The organism is Rhodococcus rhodochrous, assembly GCF_014854695.1.
Classification (GTDB): domain Bacteria; phylum Actinomycetota; class Actinomycetes; order Mycobacteriales; family Mycobacteriaceae; genus Rhodococcus.
This window is the reverse complement of the sequence record NZ_CP027557.1, coordinates 3,149,425-3,169,817: the sequence shown is the minus strand read 5'-3', so window position 1 is coordinate 3,169,817 and position 20,393 is coordinate 3,149,425. Positions and strand designations below refer to the sequence as shown.

General features: G+C 68.9%; 19 protein-coding genes and 1 pseudogene. 12 read left to right on the top strand and 8 right to left on the bottom strand.

From position 1 onward, the window contains the following. On the bottom strand, nt 1-1,371 hold the full coding sequence (locus C6Y44_RS14730; protein WP_159418109.1) for a branched-chain amino acid ABC transporter permease: 1,371 nt from the start codon (nt 1,369-1,371) through the stop codon (nt 1-3). 255 nt (nt 1,372-1,626) lie between these two features. Between C6Y44_RS14730 and polA the strand changes: the two genes are divergently transcribed. After that, on the top strand, nt 1,627-4,350 hold the full coding sequence (polA, locus tag C6Y44_RS14725) for a DNA polymerase I (protein WP_192378479.1): 2,724 nt from the start codon (nt 1,627-1,629) through the stop codon (nt 4,348-4,350). Nucleotides 4,351-4,445: 95 nt separating this feature from the next. Here the strand turns inward: polA and trxA are convergent, their stop codons facing one another. The 3 genes from trxA to C6Y44_RS14710 form a co-directional block, all read right to left on the bottom strand. After that, nucleotides 4,446-4,817, bottom strand: coding sequence for a thioredoxin (trxA, locus tag C6Y44_RS14720; protein WP_016691445.1), 372 nt, complete (start codon nt 4,815-4,817; stop codon nt 4,446-4,448). 163 nt (nt 4,818-4,980) lie between these two features. Beyond that, a complete protein-coding gene (locus C6Y44_RS14715) occupies nt 4,981-6,012 on the bottom strand; it encodes a GlxA family transcriptional regulator (RefSeq protein WP_174247029.1) in 1,032 nt (343 codons plus the stop codon). Between the two features lie 232 nt (nt 6,013-6,244). Beyond that, on the bottom strand, nt 6,245-6,763 hold the full coding sequence (locus C6Y44_RS14710; RefSeq protein WP_120283060.1) for a 2'-5' RNA ligase family protein: 519 nt from the start codon (nt 6,761-6,763) through the stop codon (nt 6,245-6,247). A 37-nt stretch (nt 6,764-6,800) separates the two neighbouring features. Here C6Y44_RS14710 and C6Y44_RS14705 point away from each other — a divergent pair, with 37 nt between their 5' ends. The 4 genes from C6Y44_RS14705 to C6Y44_RS14690 all read left to right on the top strand — a co-directional run bounded on the left by C6Y44_RS14705 (nt 6,801) and on the right by C6Y44_RS14690 (nt 10,629). Further along, nucleotides 6,801-7,868 (top strand): isocitrate/isopropylmalate dehydrogenase family protein, encoded by a 1,068-nt coding sequence (locus tag C6Y44_RS14705; RefSeq protein WP_174247137.1) that lies wholly within the window; start codon nt 6,801-6,803, stop codon nt 7,866-7,868. A 120-nt stretch (nt 7,869-7,988) separates the two neighbouring features. Next, entirely contained in the window at nt 7,989-8,861 is an 873-nt protein-coding gene (locus C6Y44_RS14700; protein ID WP_225623832.1) for an ABC transporter substrate-binding protein, read from the top strand. A gap of 11 nt (nt 8,862-8,872) precedes the next feature. After that, nucleotides 8,873-9,859 (top strand): amino acid ABC transporter permease, encoded by a 987-nt coding sequence (locus C6Y44_RS14695; protein WP_016691439.1) that lies wholly within the window; start codon nt 8,873-8,875, stop codon nt 9,857-9,859. After that, complete coding sequence (locus C6Y44_RS14690) at nt 9,856-10,629, top strand: amino acid ABC transporter ATP-binding protein (protein WP_159418111.1); 774 nt, start codon at nt 9,856-9,858, stop codon at nt 10,627-10,629. The genes C6Y44_RS14695 and C6Y44_RS14690 overlap by 4 nt, the downstream gene beginning before the upstream one ends. Before the next feature lie 39 nt (nt 10,630-10,668). Here C6Y44_RS14690 and C6Y44_RS14685 read toward each other — a convergent pair whose 3' ends face one another. Further along, on the bottom strand, nt 10,669-11,577 hold the full coding sequence (locus C6Y44_RS14685) for a class I SAM-dependent methyltransferase (protein WP_159418112.1): 909 nt from the start codon (nt 11,575-11,577) through the stop codon (nt 10,669-10,671). 219 nt (nt 11,578-11,796) lie between these two features. Here C6Y44_RS14685 and rpsA point away from each other — a divergent pair, with 219 nt between their 5' ends. Beyond that, complete coding sequence (gene rpsA / locus C6Y44_RS14680; RefSeq protein WP_016691436.1) at nt 11,797-13,257, top strand: 30S ribosomal protein S1; 1,461 nt, start codon at nt 11,797-11,799, stop codon at nt 13,255-13,257. A gap of 174 nt (nt 13,258-13,431) precedes the next feature. On the opposite strand, the gene C6Y44_RS14675 is transcribed toward rpsA, so the two are convergent. Then, on the bottom strand, nt 13,432-13,644 hold the full coding sequence (locus tag C6Y44_RS14675) for a hypothetical protein (RefSeq protein WP_016934979.1): 213 nt from the start codon (nt 13,642-13,644) through the stop codon (nt 13,432-13,434). A gap of 293 nt (nt 13,645-13,937) precedes the next feature. Here C6Y44_RS14675 and C6Y44_RS14670 point away from each other — a divergent pair, with 293 nt between their 5' ends. The 4 genes and pseudogenes from C6Y44_RS14670 to C6Y44_RS28135 form a co-directional block, all read left to right on the top strand. Further along, a complete protein-coding gene (locus C6Y44_RS14670) occupies nt 13,938-14,300 on the top strand; it encodes a hypothetical protein (RefSeq protein ID WP_192378478.1) in 363 nt (120 codons plus the stop codon). Nucleotides 14,301-14,347: 47 nt separating this feature from the next. Continuing rightward, complete coding sequence (gene coaE / locus C6Y44_RS14665) at nt 14,348-15,565, top strand: dephospho-CoA kinase (protein WP_192378477.1); 1,218 nt, start codon at nt 14,348-14,350, stop codon at nt 15,563-15,565. 97 nt (nt 15,566-15,662) lie between these two features. Further along, on the top strand, nt 15,663-16,805 hold the full coding sequence (locus C6Y44_RS14660) for an LLM class flavin-dependent oxidoreductase (protein ID WP_159418114.1): 1,143 nt from the start codon (nt 15,663-15,665) through the stop codon (nt 16,803-16,805). A gap of 13 nt (nt 16,806-16,818) precedes the next feature. Further along, nucleotides 16,819-16,961, top strand: a pseudogene (locus C6Y44_RS28135) (oxidoreductase); the annotation flags it as partial. A gap of 17 nt (nt 16,962-16,978) precedes the next feature. On the opposite strand, the gene C6Y44_RS14655 reads toward C6Y44_RS28135, so the two are convergent. After that, complete coding sequence (locus C6Y44_RS14655) at nt 16,979-17,749, bottom strand: ABC transporter permease (protein ID WP_159418115.1); 771 nt, start codon at nt 17,747-17,749, stop codon at nt 16,979-16,981. Further along, on the bottom strand, nt 17,746-18,498 hold the full coding sequence (locus C6Y44_RS14650; RefSeq protein WP_159418116.1) for an ABC transporter ATP-binding protein: 753 nt from the start codon (nt 18,496-18,498) through the stop codon (nt 17,746-17,748). The genes C6Y44_RS14655 and C6Y44_RS14650 overlap by 4 nt, the downstream gene beginning before the upstream one ends. A 111-nt stretch (nt 18,499-18,609) precedes the next feature. Here C6Y44_RS14650 and C6Y44_RS14645 point away from each other — a divergent pair, with 111 nt between their 5' ends. Next, nucleotides 18,610-19,710: a sensor histidine kinase gene (locus C6Y44_RS14645; RefSeq protein ID WP_225623571.1), complete on the top strand. Its 1,101-nt coding sequence runs from the start codon at nt 18,610-18,612 to the stop codon at nt 19,708-19,710. Continuing rightward, entirely contained in the window at nt 19,707-20,345 is a 639-nt protein-coding gene (locus tag C6Y44_RS14640) for a response regulator (protein ID WP_159418117.1), read from the top strand. The genes C6Y44_RS14645 and C6Y44_RS14640 overlap by 4 nt, the downstream gene beginning before the upstream one ends. The last annotated feature ends 48 nt before the right edge of the window (nt 20,346-20,393 follow it).

Genomic DNA, 20,393 nt, shown 5'->3' with positions numbered 1-20,393 from the left:
TCACCCGATCCTTGTCCGACTGCCGAGGATGCCCTGGGGGCGGATGACCAGGATGACGATGAGGACGAGCAGACCGCCGATGTACTTCAGGTCCGGATTGATGACGAGGGTGGACAGCTGGACCAGCAGACCCACCACGACGCAGCCGACCAGCGCGCCGTAGGCGGTGCCGAGGCCGCCGAGGATGATGCCGGCGAACATCAACAGGAGCAGCTTGAATCCCATCTCCCACTGCACGCGTCCACCGAGCTCCGACAGGCCGAACAGCACGCCACCGAGCGCGGCGAGCCCACCACCGAGCCCCCATACGAACCGGATGACGTGTTCGACGTCGATCCCCGACGACGCCGCGAGGTCGCGGTTGTCGGCCACGGCGCGCATCGCCTTCCCGATCCGGGTGCGCTGCAGCAGCAGGGCGACGCCGACGAGCACCACCAGGCTGATCACGATGCATGCGAGATTGACCGGGGTGATCGCGATCGGCCCCCACACGAGCTGCTGTTGTGCCTGGTAGTCGTCGAACGGCTGGGTGCGGTCGGAGTAGAAGGCCAGGATGAGATAGCGCAACGAGATCGCGAGCCCGATCGACACCACGAGTTGGGCGATCAGGCCGGTGCGGCGGCGCCGGAGCGGCGCCCAGATGAGTGCGTTGTTGAGCAGGCCGATGACGATGCCGACGATCACCGCCAGGATCGTCGCCGGTATCAGCTGGACACCGAGGGTGACGTTGAAGATCCAGGCCGCGACCGCGCCGAGGGTCACCAGCTCGCCGTGGGCGAAGTTCGTCAGCCCCGTCGTGCCGAAGATGAGGCTCAGGCCCACTCCGGCGATCGCGATGACCAGACCGAACCGCAGACCGTCGACGATGGTGCGCACCAGCGTCTCGCCCCACGCCACCGTCGACCCGGTGCGCGCCTCCCCGAACGAGAAGATCACGGTGTTCGCCCGCCCCGGCGCCACGTCGCGGGTCACCGAGGTCTGGACGGTGACGTCGTCGGGCAGGCTCTCGGTGTCGACCTCGAAGACGTAGGTACCCGGCGGAACGGTGAGCTCCCAGCGCCCACCGTCGGCCGATTCGGTTTCCGCGACCACCTCGCCGCCCTCGGTGGTCGCACGGACGACGACACCGTCGAGTCGCTCGCCGGCATTGTTGAGCGTTCCGCGGACGGTCACCCCCTCCGCGGACTCCTCGTCGGGTGCGGCCGGTGCCGTGCTCGCGGGCGGTGAGGGTGGGTCCGGTGGATCCTGGGCGGAGGCGAGGCCGGTGCCGACGAGGACGAACAGGACACTCGCGAGCGTGACGAGTGCGGCGCGGACCGATCGGTGGAGGGTCGAGGTCGGTCGTCGCCGACATCCCGAGGTAGGGGCCACGCAGGTCCTCCCGGTTGGTGCGCTGTCATCGAGCGCGGCACTGCGCCCGGGGCATCATCGTCAACTGCGATGACGCCGGACTACGGTGTCGTGACAGGGGACTCTAGCGGCTGGATCGCACGTCCACGGGAAAAATTGGATCACCCGGACGTTTCGGTCTCGTTTCTTCGGACAACGAGTGTTCGCACATACCGGAGAGGCACTGGTCGGGCGGTGTGGCCGACGCTGTCGTCCTCGGTCCCTAGACTGGCACGCGTGACCCGTGCATCCACTTCCGCGACGTCCACCGCGGCCTCCGACGACCGCCCGACCCTGCTGCTCCTCGACGGCCATTCCCTCGCGTTCCGCGCGTTCTACGCGCTGCCCGCCGAGAACTTCAAGACCCACAGCGGGCAGACCACGAACGCGGTCTACGGGTTCACCTCCATGCTCATCAACCTGCTGCGCGACGAGCAGCCCACGCACGTCGCGGCGGCATTCGACGTCAGCCGCAAGACCTTCCGCGCCGAACTGTTCGCCGCCTACAAGGCCCAGCGCAGCGCCGCACCCGACGACTTCAAGGGTCAGATCGACCTCACCAAGGACGTCCTCGGCGCGATGGGGATCCCGGTGATGGCGATCGAGGGCTACGAGGCCGACGACATCATCGCCACGCTCGCGACGCAGGCGCACGCCCAGGGCTTCCGGGTGCTCGTGGTGACCGGCGACCGCGACGCGCTCCAACTCGTCAACGGCGACATCACGGTGCTGTATCCGCGGCGCGGCGTCTCCGACCTGACGCGCTTCACCCCCGAGGCGGTGGAGGAGAAGTACGGGCTCACCCCCGAGCAGTATCCGGACTTCGCGGCGCTGCGCGGCGACCCGAGCGACAACCTGCCCGGCATCCCCGGCGTCGGCGAGAAGACCGCCGCGAAATGGATCCGCGAGTACGGAAGTCTGAGCGGACTCGTCGACCGCGTCGACGAGGTGCGCGGCAAGACCGGCGACGCGCTGCGCGAGAACCTGTCCAACGTGCTGCTCAACCGCCAGCTCACCGAGATGGTGCGCGACGTGGCCGTGCCGTACACCCCCGAACAGCTCGCCCTCGCACCGTGGGACCGCGACCGTATCCACCGCCTGTTCGACGATCTCGAGTTCAAGGTGCTGCGCGACCGGCTGTTCGAGACGCTCTCGTCGGCCGAACCCGAGGCCGAGGAGGGCTTCGAGGTGCGCGGCGGGATCGTCGAGCCGGGTGCCCTCGGCGACTGGCTCGCCGAACACGCCCCGGCGGGCCGACGCCACGGCCTCGCCGTGGTGGGCACCGGCACTCCTTACGGGGGCGACGCGACCGCGATCGCCGTCGCCGGGGCCGACGGTGAGGGCGCCTATGTGAGCACGGTGGCGCTCACGCCCGAGGACGAGAACGCCCTCGCCGCATGGCTCGCGAACACCGCCGTGGAGAAGGCCGTACACGAGGCGAAGTTCGCGATCCACGCGCTGCGCGGACGCGGCTGGACGCTCGCCGGCATCACCAGCGACACCGCGCTCGCCGCCTATCTGGTGCGGCCCGGGCAGCGCTCGTTCAAGCTCGACGACCTGTCGCTGCGCTACCTCAAGCGTGAGCTGCGGGTGGAAGACACCGGCGCGCAACAACTCTCGTTGCTCGACGACGAGGACGCCGCCGACGCGCAGGCGGCCGAGGCGCAGATCCTCGCGGCGCGCGCCGTCGTCGACCTCGCTGCGGCCCTCGACACCGAACTCGGCGAGATCGAGTCGGTGCGCCTGCTCACCGAGATGGAACTGCCCCTGCTCGAGGTCCTCGCCGATCTCGAGGCGACCGGCATCGCCGTCGACTCGACGCACCTGCACGACCTGCAGTCCGAGTTCGCGGCCCAGGTCGCCGCCGCCGCGAACGCCGCCTACGAGGTGATCGGCAAGCAGATCAACCTCGGTTCGCCGAAGCAGCTGCAGGTGGTGCTGTTCGACGAGCTCGAGATGCCGAAGACGAAGAAGACCAAGACCGGCTACACCACCGACGCCGACGCCCTGCAGAACCTGTTCGACAAGACGGGCCACCCCTTCCTCGAACATCTGCTCGCGCACCGCGAGCACACCAAGATGAAGACCACCGTCGACGGGCTCATCAAGTCCATCGCCGACGACGGTCGCATCCACACCACCTTCAACCAGACCGTCGCGGCGACGGGCCGGCTCTCGTCGACCGAGCCGAACCTCCAGAACATCCCGGTGCGGACGGAAGCCGGTCGCCGGATCCGCGACGGGTTCGTGGTGGGCGACGGTTTCGACGTGCTGCTCACCGCCGACTACAGCCAGATCGAGATGCGCATCATGGCGCACCTGTCCGCCGACGAGGGGCTCATCGAGGCCTTCCGTACGGGCGAGGACCTGCACACCTTCGTGGCGTCGCGGGCGTTCGGGCTGTCGCTCGAGGAGGTCACCCCGGAGCTGCGGCGCCGGGTCAAGGCGATGTCCTACGGTCTCGCCTACGGATTGAGTGCCTACGGGCTCGCCCAGCAGCTGAAGATCTCCACCGACGAGGCCCGCGAGCAGATGGAGGCCTATTTCACCCGCTTCGGCGGCGTGCGCGACTACCTCTACAACGTGGTCGAGGAGGCCCGCAAGGTCGGCTACACCTCCACCCTCTACGGTCGCCGCCGGTACCTGCCCGACCTCAACAGCGACAACCGGCAGCGCCGGGAGATCGCCGAGCGCGCCGCGCTCAACGCCCCCATCCAGGGCACGGCCGCCGACATCATCAAGGTCGCGATGATCGACGTGCAGAAGGCGCTCAGCGAGGCCGGACTGCGGTCGCGGATGCTGCTGCAGGTGCACGACGAACTCGTGCTCGAAGTGGTCGAGGCCGAGCGCGAACAGGTCGAGGCGCTCGTGCGCGACAAGATGGACTCCGTCATCGAACTGTCGGTGCCGCTCGAGGTCTCGGTCGGTTACGGCCGCAGCTGGGACGCCGCGGCGCACTGAGTCGCAGGCACACCGGCCGCAAGTACACGGAGCTGTACAGACGACGGCGCCCGCCCCCCGGAATGCCGGGGACGGGCGCCGTCGACGCGAGTGGGTCAGCCCTGCTCGGCGCGAGCCTCCGCAATCTGCTTGCGTACATCGTCCATGTCGAGGTTCTTGACCTGCGAGACGAGATCCTCGAGAGCGGCGGGCGGAAGAGCGCCGGCCTGGTTGTAGACGAGGATGCCTTCGCGGAACGCCATGATCGTGGGGATCGAGCGGATGTTCGCCGCCGCCGCGATGGCCTGCTCGGCCTCGGTGTCGACCTTCGCGTGCACGACGTCGGGGTGCTTGTCCGACGATGCCTCGAAGGTGGGGGCGAACTGCTTGCAGGGGCCGCACCAGTCGGCCCAGAAGTCCACGAGCACGATGTCGTTGCTCGTGACGACCTCGTCGAAGTCCTGCTGGGTGAGAGCCTTGGTTGCCACGGAAATCCTTTCGGTCGGGCGTGTCGACGGGTCCAACATCCGGCCGCCGCTGTTTCTTCCCGTTCGTTCCCTCCGCCACGCCTCGTGACGGGGTTCCTTCCGCCACGCTACGTGACGTGCCTGCTCCGGGGGCGCCGTCGGGAGGTGTCGATCGAGGGATGCGTCACACGCCGACCGGCTCGTGGCGTCCCACGCCGACCGGGTCGACGGACCGCCGGAAGGTCCGTCGGTAGGCCTGCGGCGTGGTCTGCCGCAGGCGCAGGAAATGCTGGCGCAGCACCGCCGCGGTACCGAAACCGACGCGGTCGGCCACCACGTCGATCGGAAGGTCGGTCTCCTCGAGCAGGCGCTGCGCGGCCAGAACCCGCTGGTCGCGGAGCCAGCGCGCGGGCGTGACCCCGACCTCGGCGACGAACCGCCGCGCGAAAGTACGCGCCGACATGTGCGCCTTCTGCGCCAGTGCGGCCACCGGAAGTTCCTGATCGAGGTGCTCGCTCATCCAGTCGAGCAACGGTGCGAGCGATTCGTCCTTGCATTCGGGCAGCGGCATCGCGACGTACTGAGCCTGTCCGCCGTCGCGGTGCGGTGGCACCACCATGCGCCGGGCAATCGTGTTGGCGACCTGGGCTCCCTGGGCGGAGCGGACGATGTGCAGGCACAGATCGATGCCGGCCGCGGTGCCTGCAGCCGTGAGAACCGGATGGTCGTCGACGTAGAGCACGTCCCGGTCGACCTGCGCCGTCGGATAGGTCCGGGCGAGTCGGTCGGCGTGCATCCAGTGGGTCGTGCAGCGACGCCCGTCGAGCAACCCGGCCGCGCCGAGGATGAACGCCCCGGTGCACATGCTCGCCACCCGCGCACGGCGGTCGACGGCGGCGCGCAACTTCGCGAACAACGGTTCGAGGCGTTCGTCGTCGAGCGCGATGCCCTCGCTGTTCACCGCCGGCAGCAGGATCAGGTCGGCGTCGTCGAGGAGATCGAGCGTGTGCGGCACCTCGATGGTGTAGCCGAAGCGGGTGCGCACCGGATCGGAGGTCGCGGCGACCAGGTGGAAGTCGTAGGTGGGCAGGCCGTCGTCGGAGCGGTCGAACCCGAACACCTCGCATGCCACGCCGAGTTCGAAGGTCTCGACGTAGGGGAGGACGGGGACGACCACCTTCTCGAGGCGGCCGGTGGTTCCAGGTGTTCCGGACACGGCATCCAGTGTGACACCGCGGTGGCAGAAAATCGATGTTCTCCGACGGCTCTGCCACTGTCGGGCCGGTTCCCGGCGCGGCAGGCTCGAAGCATGATCCTGCTGGTCCTCGTACTTCTGGCAGTCTTCCTCCTGCTCGACGTGCTGGCCCTCACCGGACGCACGCCCGACACCCATATGGAAGTGACGCAGTTCGGCGACTACCGCTTCTGAACCGCTCACCGCCGCCCGCTCAGGAGAGCAGCCACTCCCGCTTGGCCTCGCCGTCCCAGCGCCGCACACCCGCACTCGACCCGGTCAGCTGCCGCTCCGGCGTCTGCGCCGCCAGGACCGCCGCACCGACCCGCGCGGCAGGCACCCGCCGCGCGAGGGTGACGTGCGGCGTCCACTCGCCGGGCCGGATGTGCGCGGGGATCCCGGGGCAGTCCGAAAGCACCTCGAACACCCGCGCCTGGAGTTCGAGCAGCTCGATCGACGGCACGACCGTGCGGGCGAGCGTCGCGTATCGGCCACCGAAGATCACCACGCCACCGAGCCGGAGGGTGATCCGCCGGACCGCGATGGCGGTCCGCAGCGCGTCCTCGAGTTCGTCCGGCACGGCATGGGCGACGAACAGCGTCACGTGCGGACGGTTGGATTCGGAACGGACCCGTCCCTGACTGTGCAGACCGGCGTCGAGCAGCCGCGTCCACTCGTCGCGCACCGCCGCGTCGAGCGGGGCGTCGAGGAGGAGTTCCACCGACTGGACCACGGTAGGCAATGATGGCCGGGTGACCGACGACACCGCAATGCTCCAGACCCACCGCATCGGACTTCTCGAGGGGGACGGCATCGGTCCCGAGATCGTGCCGGCGACCCGCAGGATCGTCGACACCGCCGTCGCGGTAGCCGGGGTCGCGGTCGACTGGGTGCCGCTGCCCGTCGGCGCCTCCGCGATCGAGACACACGGCAGCCCGCTGCCGCAGGTCACCCTCGACACCCTCGCCGAGCTCGACGCGTGGATCCTCGGCCCGCACGACAGCGCCTCGTACCCACCGGAGTTCCGGGGTCAGCTCACGCCCGGTGGACGGATCCGCAAGCACTTCGACCTGTACGCGAACATCCGGCCCGCATGCGCACTGCCGGGAGCGCCGTCGGTGTCGCCGAAGATGGATCTCGTCGTCGTCCGGGAGAACACCGAGGGTTTCTACGCCGACCGGAACATGGCCGTCGGCAGCGGCGAGTTCATGCCCACACCCGACATCGCGCTCGCGGTCGGGGTGATCACCCGCGCGGCCTGTGAACGCATCGCGCACACCGCCTTCGATCTCGCGTCGCGACGCCGCAAACGCGTGACCATCGTGCACAAGGCGAACGTGCTCTCCCGCACGACCGGCCTCTTCCGGGACGTGTGCCAGGAAGTGGGTCGCCTCTACCCGAGCGTCACCGTCGACGACCAGCACGTCGACGCGATGGCCGCGCTGCTGGTGCGCCGCGGCGCCGAGTTCGACGTGATCGTGACGGAGAACATGTTCGGCGACATCCTGTCCGACCTCGCCGCCGAACTGTCCGGTTCGCTCGGCACCGCGGCGTCGATCAACGCCTCGCGCACGAAGGCCATGGCCCAGGCCGCGCACGGCGCCGCACCGGACATCGCCGGGCAGGGCCGCGCCAACCCGATCGCGCTGATCCTCTCCGCCGCCATGCTTCTCGACCGTCTCGGGGCGCGCGCGGACATCGAGTTCTCCGCGGCCGCCCGCAGCATCGAGGACGCGGTGCGCGCGACCGTCGCGGCGGGTGTCGCGACCGCCGATCTCGGTGGCACCGCGTCGACGGACGAGTTCACCGCCGCGGTCGTCGCCCGCCTCGAGGCCTGAGCTTCGGGTTTGCATTCGGACCCCTCCCGGGTTGGATACTGTTCGACTGTGAATCGAGCAGTGCACACCCGCCGCGCGGCCTCGCGCGCGACCTCGTGGGGGCGTCGTCGCGTCCGGACCCTGAGCAGGCTGGCGGCGGGAGCAGCGGTGCTCGCCCTCGCGACCGGGTGCGTGGTGAACACCGAATCGACCGTCCCGCCCGGCGATCGCGTCACCGTCGAGAAGGTCGACGCCATCGCGAGTCAGTTGCCGCCCGACATCGCCGACGGCGGCACCCTCGAGGTCGGAGTGAACGTCCCGTACGCCCCCAACGAGTTCAAGGACGACGACGGCACCATCGTCGGCTTCGGTGTCGAACTCGTCCAGGCCCTCGGCGACGTACTCGGACTCGAGGCGGTGCTCAACGAAGCCGACTTCGACCGGATCATCCCGGCCGTCCAGGCGGGCACCTTCGAGATGGGTTCGTCGTCCTTCACCGACACGAAGGAACGCGAGGAATCGGTCGACTTCGTCACCTACTACAGCGCCGGGGTGCAGTGGGCGCAGCGCACCGGCGAATCCGTCGACCCCGACAACGCGTGCGGACTGCGCGTGGCGGTGCAGACCACCACCATCGAGGACCTCGAGGAGGTCCCCGCCAAGAGCGATGAGTGCGTCGCCCGCGGACTGCCGCCCATCGACAAGGTCAAGTACGACAGCCAGGACGAGGCCGCCAACGCCCTGATCCTCGGCCGGGTGGACGCACTGTCCGCCGACTCACCGGTCACGGCGTACGTCATCGCCCGCAGCGAGGGACGACTCGAACCGGCCGGTGAGGTCTTCGACGCCGCGCCCTACGGATTCGTCGTCGCGAAGGGTTCGCCCTTCGGTCCCGTACTGCAGCAGGCGGTGCAGTACCTCATCGACTCCGGTGCGTACGACGAGATCACCGCGCGCTGGGGCATGGAGGACGGCGCGATCACCGCCTCGCAGATCAACGGCGCGACGAGCTGAGAAAGGGAACCATGAGCGAGTCCACGTCCGCGAGATCCGCGGAACCGCGACCGGACGAACCGGAGCCGATACGCGCAGTACCCCTGCGGCATCCCGGACGATGGATCTCCGGTGCGATCGTCCTGATCGCGCTCGGGTTGTTCGCCTGGGGAGCGGCGACCAACGAGGCCTACCGCTGGGACATCTACGCCCAGTACCTGTTCGACGCCCGCATCACCGCAGCCGCCTGGAAGACCGTCCAGCTGACGGTGCTCGCCATGGCCATCGCCGTCGTCCTCGGCGTGGTGCTCGCCGTGATGCGTCTGTCCCCGAATCCCGTGCTGCGCTCCGTCGCCTGGCTGTACCTGTGGGTCTTCCGCGGTACCCCCGTGTACGTCCAGCTCGTGCTGTGGGGACTGTTCCCCTCGATCTACAAGCAGATCGACCTCGGGATCCCGTTCGTCCACCAGTTCGTCCATATCGACGTGCAGGGACTGAACGCGGCGTTCCTGTTCGCCGTCATCGGTCTGGCACTCAACGAGGCGGCCTACATGGCGGAGATCGTGCGCGCCGGCATCACCTCCGTGCCCGAGGGGCAGCTGGAGGCGTCGACCGCGCTCGGCATGTCGTGGTCGCAGACCATCCGCCGCACCGTCCTGCCGCAGGCGATGCGGGTGATCATCCCGCCCACCGGCAACGAGCTGATCAGCATGCTCAAGACCACCTCGCTGGTCGCCGCCGTGCCCTACAGCCTCGAGCTGTACGGCCGGGCCCGCGACATCTCGGGTGCGAACTTCCAGCCGATCCCGCTACTGCTCGTCGCCGCGACCTGGTACCTGGCGATCACCAGCCTGCTCATGATCGGCCAGTACTACCTCGAACGGCACTACTCGAAGGGTCTGAGCCGGCAGCTCACCGCCCGCCAGCTGCAGGCACTCGCCGATGCACAGAACGCACCGGTCACCGAGGCCGGCAAACCGACGCCGAAGCCCGGCGCACCGGGGGAGGAACGCATATGACGTCCGTCGACACGCCGATGGTGCGGGCCGACCGGGTCTGCAAGAGTTTCGGCGCCGTCAAGGTGCTCAAGGGCATCTCGCTCGAGGTCGGACGCGGCCAGGTGACCTGCCTGATCGGCCCGTCCGGATCGGGCAAGTCGACCTTCCTGCGGTGCATCAACCACCTCGAACGCGTCGACGCCGGTCGCCTGTACGTCGACGGCGATCTCGTCGGCTACGCCGAGCGGGGTTCGAAACTGTACGAACTGCATCCGCGGGCCGCGGCGAAACAGCGCCGCGACATCGGAATGGTGTTCCAGCACTTCAACCTGTTCCCGCACCGCACCGTGCTCGAGAACGTCATCGAGGCGCCGATGCTCGTGAAGAAGACCAAGCGCAACGAGGCGGTCGACAAGGCCCGGGATCTGCTCGCGCGGGTGGGGCTGGCCGACAAGGTCGACGCCTATCCCGCGCAGCTGTCGGGCGGCCAGCAGCAGCGCGTGGCGATCGCCCGTGCGCTCGCCATGGATCCCAAGCTCATGCTGTTCGACGAGCCCACCTCGGCTCTCGACCCCGAACTCGTCGGCGAGGTGCTCGCGGTGATGCGCGATCTCGCGGACGGCGGCATGACGATGGTCGTCGTCACGCACGAGATGGGCTTCGCGCGGGAGGTCGCCGATCAGCTCGTGTTCATGGACGGCGGCGTGGTCGTCGAGGCCGGTGATCCCCGCCAGGTGCTGGCCGACCCGAAGGAGAACCGGACCCGGGAGTTCCTGTCCCGACTGCTGTGAACACCGAAACCCGAATCCGGCGCGGGTTGTGAGTCGGGGTCAGTGGGGTTTGCGGCTGCAGAAGATGGCGGTGCCCGGGAAGATCGACCCGCGCAGCGGGCTCCACTGCCCCCACTCACGGTCGAGATGCTCGGGCCACTCGGGTTCGACGATGTCGTAGACCTCGAGGCCGGCGGCGACGAGCTCGCGCACCCGGTCGCCCACGGTGCGGTGGTGCTCGGCGTAGGTCGCCCGTCCCGTTGCGTCGACCTCGACGTAGGGGGTCCGGTCGAAGTACGGGAACATCGCGACCAGGCCCGGTTCGCCCGGGTCGTCGGGGAAGATCCATCGCATCGGGTGGTTCACGGAGAACACCCACCGTCCGCCGGGCCGCAGTACGCGCGCGACCTCGCGCATCACCCGGGCGGAATCGGCGACGAAGGGCACCGCGCCGAACGCCGAGCACACGATGTCGAAGCTCGCGTCGGCGAACGGCAGGTTCTCGGCGCCGGCCTGCACGAGCGGAACCGTCGGACCGGAGGCGGCCATCGCCGCGCGTCCGCGCTGCAGCATCCCCATGGAGATGTCCAGTCCGACCGCGCGGGCACCCTGTCCGGCGAGCCAGCGGGCGCACGGCGCCGAACCGCATCCGAGTTCGAGGACGTCCCGGCCGGCGACCGGGCCGAGCAACTGCACATCGCCCTCGTGCAGGCCCTCGGGGCACCACACGAACTCGCCCGCGGCCGAGTCCACGCCGAGGAACTCGCCGTGGGTGCGGTGGTAGTCGTCGGTGTCGGCGTCCCACCACACCCGGTTCGCGCGTTCGCTCTCGAGGGAGCCGAGGCGGGTTCGGGTGGGTCGTGTCTCGCCGAGGATCGTCTCGGCGTCCGCGTGCCGCGCGGCCTCCTCGTCGGTTGCCTCCGGGGCGCCCGAAAGGTCTGGAAAAGGGGTGTTCGCGGAGCCCGACATGGGTGTGAGCCTATCGGGTGCGGGGGAGCGGTCCCGATATCGGTTTGCCCGGGTCCCCTCGAGACGCGTAGCCTGGTGATCGCGAGTGTCCGCAGCGCGGCTTCAGGGCCGAGCGAGGAACTCGCCGTGACTCGCACATCGCCGTATCGCAGTGGGTGTTTCACGTGCCCGACCGAATTTGACCAACCGACTATCAACCCGTCCGGAGCAACTCAACACATGGCCTCCACCACCGTCACCTCGCCGCAGGTAGCCGTCAACGACATCGGCTCCGCCGAGGATTTCCTCGCCGCCATCGACGCCACGATCAAGTACTTCAACGATGGCGACATCGTCGAGGGCACCATCGTCAAGGTCGATCGCGACGAGGTGCTGCTCGACATCGGTTACAAGACCGAAGGCGTCATCCCGTCCCGCGAGCTCTCCATCAAGCACGATGTCGACCCCAACGAGGTCGTGTCGGTGGGCGATGAGGTCGAGGCTCTTGTTCTCACCAAGGAGGACAAGGAAGGCCGTCTGATCCTGTCCAAGAAGCGTGCTCAGTACGAGCGCGCCTGGGGCACGATCGAGGAGCTCAAGGAGAAGGACGAGGCCGTCAAGGGCACCGTCATCGAGGTCGTCAAGGGCGGCCTGATCCTCGACATCGGCCTGCGTGGCTTCCTGCCCGCGTCGCTCGTCGAGATGCGTCGCGTCCGCGACCTCCAGCCGTACGTCGGCAAGGAGATCGAGGCCAAGATCATCGAGCTCGACAAGAACCGCAACAACGTGGTCCTGTCGCGCCGCGCATGGCTCGAGCAGACCCAGTCCGAGGTCCGCAGCGAGTTCCTGCACCAGCTCCAGAAGGGCCAGGTCCGCAAGGGCGTCGTGTCCTCCATCGTCAACTTCGGCGCCTTCGTCGATCTCGGCGGTGTCGACGGCCTCGTGCACGTCTCCGAGCTGTCCTGGAAGCACATCGACCACCCGTCCGAGGTCGTCGAGGTCGGCACCGAGGTCACCGTCGAGGTTCTCGACGTCGATCTCGACCGCGAGCGTGTCTCCCTGTCGCTCAAGGCGACGCAGGAAGACCCGTGGCGTCAGTTCGCCCGCACCCACGCGATCGGTCAGATCGTGCCGGGCAAGGTCACCAAGCTCGTTCCGTTCGGCGCGTTCGTCCGCGTCGAGGAGGGCATCGAAGGCCTCGTCCACATCTCCGAGCTGGCCGAGCGCCACGTCGAGGTCCCGGACCAGGTCGTTGCCGTCGGCGACGACGCGATGGTCAAGGTCATCGACATCGACCTCGAGCGTCGTCGTATCTCGCTGTCGCTGAAGCAGGCGAACGAGGACTACACCGCCGAGTTCGATCCGTCGAAGTACGGCATGGCCGACAGCTACGACGAGCAGGGCAACTACATCTTCCCCGAGGGCTTCGATCCCGAGACCAACGAATGGCTCGAGGGCTACGAGAAGCAGCGTGAGGAGTGGGAGTCCCGCTACGCGGAGGCCGAGCGTCGCCACAAGATGCACACCGCTCAGATCGAGAAGATGGCTGCCGACGAGGCTGCCGAGGCTGCGGCCGGCGTGTCCGGTGGCAACTACTCGTCCGAATCGGGTGCCGAGGCTGCTCCGGAGACCGGCGGCGGATCGCTCGCGAGCGACGCCCAGCTCGCCGCTCTGCGCGAGAAGCTGTCGGGCAACGCCTGACACAGGGTTCCACGGACGGCCCCGCACCATTCGGTGCGGGGCCGTCCGCGTTCTACAGCGGCATCGGTGCTCGGGCGCAGCGGCTCCCGGAACACGACGAGACCGGCCCCCTCCGCAACGGAGGGGGCCGGTCTTCGTTCGTTCTGGACAGCAGGCGTTCAGCTCAGGGCGAGATCACCCCACGGCGGGAGTGGCCCACTGTGCGGGCAGGGCCGTCGCCCGCTTGCGCATCGCGGCGTGGCTGTGGCGCGCGTTCGTCAGCAGCGCGGTGAACCAGTTCCGCCGGTGCTCGGCGAGGGCGGCAGCGACCTCGGGGATGAGGATGCAGTGAACACCGTTTTCCATGCCGAGGCGATGCCGACCTGTGGTGGAGGTGGAGGATCGCATGGCCTGCCTTCTCGAATGCTCCGGACGAGCCGGGACGGACGCTTCGCAACGACGATATCGGACACGACGTCGAATTCTCCGCATTTGCCCCAGGTAGGAGGGGGTGTGTCCGGTTCCCGAGCGGTGCTGCGACCGCCCCGTGACCCTGCCGTGATCGGCGTGTGATCCCTGGCCGCTCCGACGGGGAGATGTCGGTGACTCCCGAGCGGTCCGAGAAGTGCACCCGGTTCGTCCCAAGCGACGCGGTGCACCGTGTCCGAGGTCCACACACCTCGACACGGATCGTCCTCGAGGTGTTCCTGTCCGCCGAATCGCTGTTGCCCGGCGGGTCACCGGAGGGCTTCGTCGCCGGCCTGCAGGGGGCGCTCGTGGCGGCGGCGGTCGTCGCGGCCCGCGCCACCCTCGGCCGCCGCACCCGAGTTCGCGGAGCGCGCGGCGCGGCTGCCGGGTCGTGGGACGGGGAGTTCATCTTCATCGAGCCGATGATGACGCGGGAGTGGCCGGCGACGAAGCCGTCCCCGCGGGAGGTCCTGAAACAACCGTCGTCCTACCGGCGGACCGGCTACTACCCGACGGTGTACACGGTCGACTTCGATGAGCAGACGGGCGAGTATGTCGTCGCGCTGTCGGGACCGACGATGCGCGAGGCGTCGTAGGGACCGCGAAGATGCCTCGGCGACGCGCTGATGCGAGACTGGGCAGCGTGCTGCGAATGGGGTTGACCGGAGGAATCGGCGCGGGCAAGTCGACCGTCGCCAAGGAGCTTGTCGAACTCGGGGCGGTGATCGTCGACTCCGATGTCGTCGCCCGGGAGATCGTGGCTCCCGGCTCCGAGGGACTCGCCGAGCTCGTCGACGCCTTCGGTGGGGACATCCTGCAGCCCGACGGCACCCTCGACCGCCCGGCCCTGGCGGCGAAAGCGTTCGCCAGCGAGGATGCCCGCGCGGTTCTCAACGCCATCACCCATCCCCGGGTCGGGCGCCGTACCGCCGAGCTGGTCGCCGCTGCGCCCGACGACGCGGTGGTCGTGCAGGACATCCCGCTGCTCGTCGAGGGCGGGATGGCGCCGGCCTTCCACCTCGTCGCCGTCGTGCATGCCGACGAGACGGAGCGGATCCGGCGCCTCGTCGAACTGCGCGGCATGCCCGAGGCGGACGCCCGCGCGCGGATCGCGGCGCAGGCGACGGAGGAACAGCGGCGCGAGGTCGCCGATGTGTGGCTCGACAACACCGGTGATCAGCAGGTGCTGGTCGAACAGGTCCGGACGCTGTGGAACGACCGCCTGGTGCCGTTCGAGAAGAATCTGCGCACCGGCACGGTGGTCGGGGTTGATCCGGTGCTCGTGCCCGCGCGCGAGGAGTGGCATCGACAGGCGCAGCGGCTCATCGCCCGGCTGGCCCTCGCAGCCGGAGGCGCAGCCAAGCGCATCGACCACGTGGGCTCCACCGCGGTGCCCGGCCTGGCCGCCGTCGACGTCATCGACCTGCAGATCACCGTCGGCGACCTCGCGGCCGCCGACGCGCTCGCACCCGCGCTGGCCGCTGCGGGCTTCCCGGGCATCGACGATGTGGTGACCGACGAACCGAAGCCGTCCTACGGTGCCGGGGGAGAGACCGACCCGGCGGTCTGGGAGATGCGGTTGCACGGCAGCGCCGATCCCGGTCGTCCGGCGCGGGTGGCGGTCCGGGTGGACGGCTGGCCCGCCCAGCAGTTCGCGTTGCTGCTGCGCGACTGGCTGTCCGCGGTCGACACCGCGAGGCGCGAGTACGCCGACCTCAAGGCCGATGCCGCCACTGAAGCGGCACAGAAGTCGGATCCTGCCGAGGCGGCCGCGACCTACGCGGCGCTCAAGGCACCGTGGTTCGACCGGGCGCATCATCGCGCGTGGGAGTGGGCCGAGAGCACCGGCTGGTCGGCCTAGGGAGTCCGGATCCCGGGCGGAGACCCGCCCGGGAATCTTCCGGACGCTCCGTCCGTTAGAGTAGTTGACAGTTCAACTACTTGACGGAGGTTCGACCGTGCAGTTCGGCATCTTCACCATCGGCGACGTCACGCGCGACCCCACGACGGGCCGGGTCCCCACCGAACACGAGCGCATCGTCGCGATGACGAAGATCGCGCTGAAGGCCGAGGAGGTGGGTCTGGACGTCTTCGCGTCCGGCGAGCACCACAATCCACCCTTCGTCCCGTCCTCGCCGACGACGATGCTCGGCTGGATCGCCGCGAGGACCGAGAAGCTCATCCTCTCGACCGCGACCACCCTCATCACCACCAACGACCCGGTGAAGATCGCCGAGGACTTCGCGATGCTGCAGCACCTCTCCGGCGGCCGCGTCGACCTCATGATGGGACGCGGGAACACCGGACCGGTCTACCCGTGGTTCGGCAAGGACATCCGGCAGGGCATCCCGCTCGCCATCGAGAACTACCACCTGCTGCGACGGCTCTGGCGCGAACGCGTCGTCGACTGGGAGGGCAAGTTCCGCACACCGCTGCACGGCTACACCTCCACCCCGTGGCCGCTCGACGACACCCCGCCCTTCGTCTGGCACGGCTCCATCCGTTCGCCCGAGATCGCCGAGCAGGCCGCCTTCTACGGCGACGGCTTCTTCCACAACAACATCTTCTGGAACAAGGAACACATCCAGCAGATGATCGCCCTCTATCGGCAGCGGTTCGAGCAGTACGGTCACGGCGCCGCAGACCAGGCCATCGTCGGGCTCGGCGGCCAGGTGTTCATGGCGGAGACCGAGGCCGAGGCGAAGCGGATCTTCCGTCCCTATTTCGACAACGCTCCCGTCTACGGTCACGGCCCGTCGCTCGAGGACTTCTCGACGATGACACCGCTGACCGTCGGCACACCCGAGCAGGTCGTCGAACGCACGCTCGGTTTCGCCGACTACGCCGGCGACTATCAGCGTCAGCTGTTCCTCATGGACCACGCCGGCCTGCCGCTCGACGTCGTGCTCGAGCAGATCGAGATCCTCGGGCGAGAGGTCGTGCCCGTGCTGCGAACGGAATTCGAACGCCGTCGCCCCGCCCACGTGCCGTCCGACCCGCCCACACACAGCACGCTCGCCGCGCAGGGAGCCGACTCGGCGCACCGGCAGGTGATCCCGGCCCGCGTCGACCTCGTGCCGGAAGAGGCGGAGGCCCGATGACCCGCCGCATCGTCGTCCCCTGCTGAGCTACCTGCGCGCTCGTCGTGCCCACGGGGGTGTTCGCCGCGATCGAGGACTTCGGGGCCGGTGCCGCGCTGAGCACCCGAATCGGCAGAGCTGCAAAAGAACTTGCTCGGCAGATCACGCGCGGCACCTGCGCGGTCGGCCCGCCGTCACGAACGATCCCACCGGAAGACCGTCGCGGCGACCGCCGCGCCCACCCCGATCGCGGCGGCGAGACCGATGAGGTTCGCGGGTGCGATCGCGGTGCCGGCCCATGCCGCCGACAACGCCTCGACGGAGGCCCCGAAGGGCAGCCACCCCCCGACCTGCGCGACCGGATCGGGTAGCGCATCGGGACTGCCGAACAACCCGCCGCATGCTCCCAGGGCGAAGAAGACGACGAGTCCGATCGCCACCGCTGCGTTGGGAGTCGGCGCGATCGCCGCGACGATCATCCCCACGGCATACATCGCTCCCATGACCAGAGCGAAGACTCCGACCGCCGCGAACGGATCGACGGGAGGGCGAGCACCGAAGAACGAGAATGCCGCGAGCAGAGCCGCACCGACACCGAGCAGCGTCTGCACGGCGCCGACCACGACCTGGCCGACGAGCATCATCGCGGGTGAGGCGGGCGTGACGGACAGCCTCCGTAGGATGCCCGAAAGCCGGTAGTAGGCGAGAAAACTCGGCATGTTGACGAGACCGATCGTGGCGACCACGATCGCGATCACCAAGGGCAGGACGAACACCTCGAGCACCGTGCGCTCGTTCACCACCGTCTCGGTGCTCGCTGTCGACGCACTCATCGCCAGGATCAGCAACGGCAACCCGACCGGCACGATGAGCCCGGCGGTGTCCCGCATCACCATCTTCGCTTCGCAGCGGACCAGCATCAGCCATGCCGTGGCGCCCGGGCGGTGAGTCCTCGAGGCGGTCATCGCGTCTCCCCGAGGTCCCGGCCGGTGAGTGCGACGAAGGCGTCGTCCAGGTCGGCGGCCCCGGCGCTCTCGACGATCCCCGCAGGCGTGCCGACCGCGACGACGCGTCCGCGGTCCAACAGCACGACCCGGTCGCACAGATGCTCGATCTCCTCCATCGCGTGGCTGACCAGCAGAACCGCGACGCCGTCGGCGCGCAACCGTTCGATCGCCGACCACATCCGGCGCCGCGCTCGCGGGTCGAGACCGGTGGTGAGTTCGTCGAGGACGACCACGCGAGGCCTGCCGACGAGAGCGAGTGCCACCGACAATCGTTGCTGCTGACCGCCGGAGAGATTCTCGAACCGCGTGTCGCCCCGATCGGACAGTTCGACCGAGTCCAGGAGTTCCGCGGCCGGGACAGGGTCGGGGTAGAAGCTGCGGTACAGGTCGACGAGTTCCCGCGCGGTCAGCGCGTGGTGGAGGGTCGCCCGTTGCAGTTGGACGCCGAGCACCTGCCGCAGCGCCGTCCGATCCCGCAGTGGATCGAGACCGAGCACGCGCACCCTGCCGCCGTCGGGTGCCCGCAATCCGGCGATCGTCTCGACCGTGGTCGTCTTTCCGGCGCCGTTCACACCCACGATTCCGACGGTCTCACCGATGCCGACCGTCACGCTCACATCGTGTACGGCGACCGTATTGCCGTAGCGCTTGCAGAGGTGCTCGGCGACGATCGCCGGTGTGCCCTGCTCGTTCTGGAGACCGTCCATGTCCTCGACGCTACGAGTGGACGCTTCCGCGGCGCGCGTGCCGAAAGTCGGGATCGGCGCCCATGACTTTCGGCACGCCCCCACGAGGTCACCGAGCCCTACAGTGGTGATGTGCGTCGATGGACTGCAGACGAGCTGTCGGGCCTGGCGATGCTCGTGATCGTGGTGGCCGTGGGACTTCCGGTGTTGTTCGGAGCCGCGACCCCGAGGATCCCCAGGGGCGTGTGGGCCGCGCTGTTCGTCGTCACCGTGACGGCGTTGTTCTGGGCAGCGGTGATCGAACAGCGCTCGCGGAGAGCCCGTTTCGCACTCGCGGTCGCCGTCGGATCGTCGTGGGCCGTCGTTGCGACCGCCCCGGCGATGGGACTGCTTCCGATCCTGCTGGTCGTCACCGCCGCGGTGAGCGTCTATCTGGTGCCGGTGCAGGTGGCGCTGACGATCGTCGCGCTGAACACGGTCGTGCTCGCCGCGTCCGCCGCGATCCCGGGTGCGGCCGGCGAGATCCCCCTGATGGTCGGCTTCTACCTGCTGATCCAGTTCGCCACCGTCTTCGGATCGGTGTCGCTGCTCCGGGAACAGCGCATGCGCCGGGAACTCACCGAAACCCACGTCGACCTACGGGCCGCGACGGTGCTGCTGGCCGAATCGGCGCGCACCGCCGAACGCCTGCGGATCTCCCGCGACCTCCACGATCTGATCGGCCACCAGCTCACGGTGCTCGCCCTCGAACTCGAGGCCGCTCGCCATCGAGACGGCGACGGCGCACACGAGCACGTCGAGCGTGCGGCCGGGGTCGCGCGCGCACTCCTCTCCGACGTCCGGAACACAGTGGGGGAGTTGCGCGCCGAACCACGCGATCTCGCGGACGCCCTGCACCGGGTGGCGCACGACCTCCCCGGCCTGGACGTGTCGATCGCCGTCGATCCCGAAGTGCGGGTGGGGGACGAGGAAGTCGTCGCCTTCGTGCGGGCGTTGCAGGAGATCGTCACCAACACCCTCCGCCACGCCGACGCCCGCGAACTCCGGGTCGCCGTGACCGGTGACGGCAGGGGGACGGCCATGTCGGCCGTCGACGACGGATCCGGTGCCCGCACGCCGGTGATCGGGAACGGCTTGCGAGGGCTGTCCGAGCGATTCGAGGCGCTTGGCGGAGAAGTGACCGTCGACGGGAGTCGGGGATTCCGCGTGACGGCCCGGGTGCCTGCGCCGTGACCCGTCTCGTGGTGGTCGACGATCAGACCCTCGTACGGCAGGGTATCCGCACCCTGCTGGAGATGGCGGGCTTCGAGGTGGTCGCTGAAGCGGACGATGGGCGGGTCGCGCTCGAGGTCATCGTCGTGACATCCCCGGACGTGGTGCTCCTCGACCTGCGTATGCCCGGTGCCGACGGCATCTGGACACTCGACCGCCTGCGCGAGCAGGGCATCGAGATTCCTGTGCTCGTGCTCACGACCTTCGACGACGACCAACTCGTCCTCGCGGCGCTGCGGGCCGGTGCTCGCGGATATCTGCTCAAGGACGTGACCTTGGACCAGCTCACCCGTGCAGTGCGGACCCTCGACGAGGGAGGCACGCTCGTCGCGCCCTCGATCACCGACCGGCTGCTGCGCGCCATCAGGTCCGCCCCGCTGCCCGACGACACCGTCGGCGTACAGGACTTGACCGCACGCGAAGTCGAAGTGCTGCGATTGATGGCGGAAGGCTTCGGCAACCGCACGATCGCCGAAGCGCTGTTCCTCGCCGAGGGCACGGTGAAGAACCACGTGTCGTCGATCTTGCTCAAACTCGGCGCGCGGGACCGCACGAATGCGGTCCTGCGCGCGTTGCGGGAGGGGATCCTGCACTGAGGATCTGAGGATCGGATCTTCGGGGTCGCGGTGCCGGCGCGGAAGAGC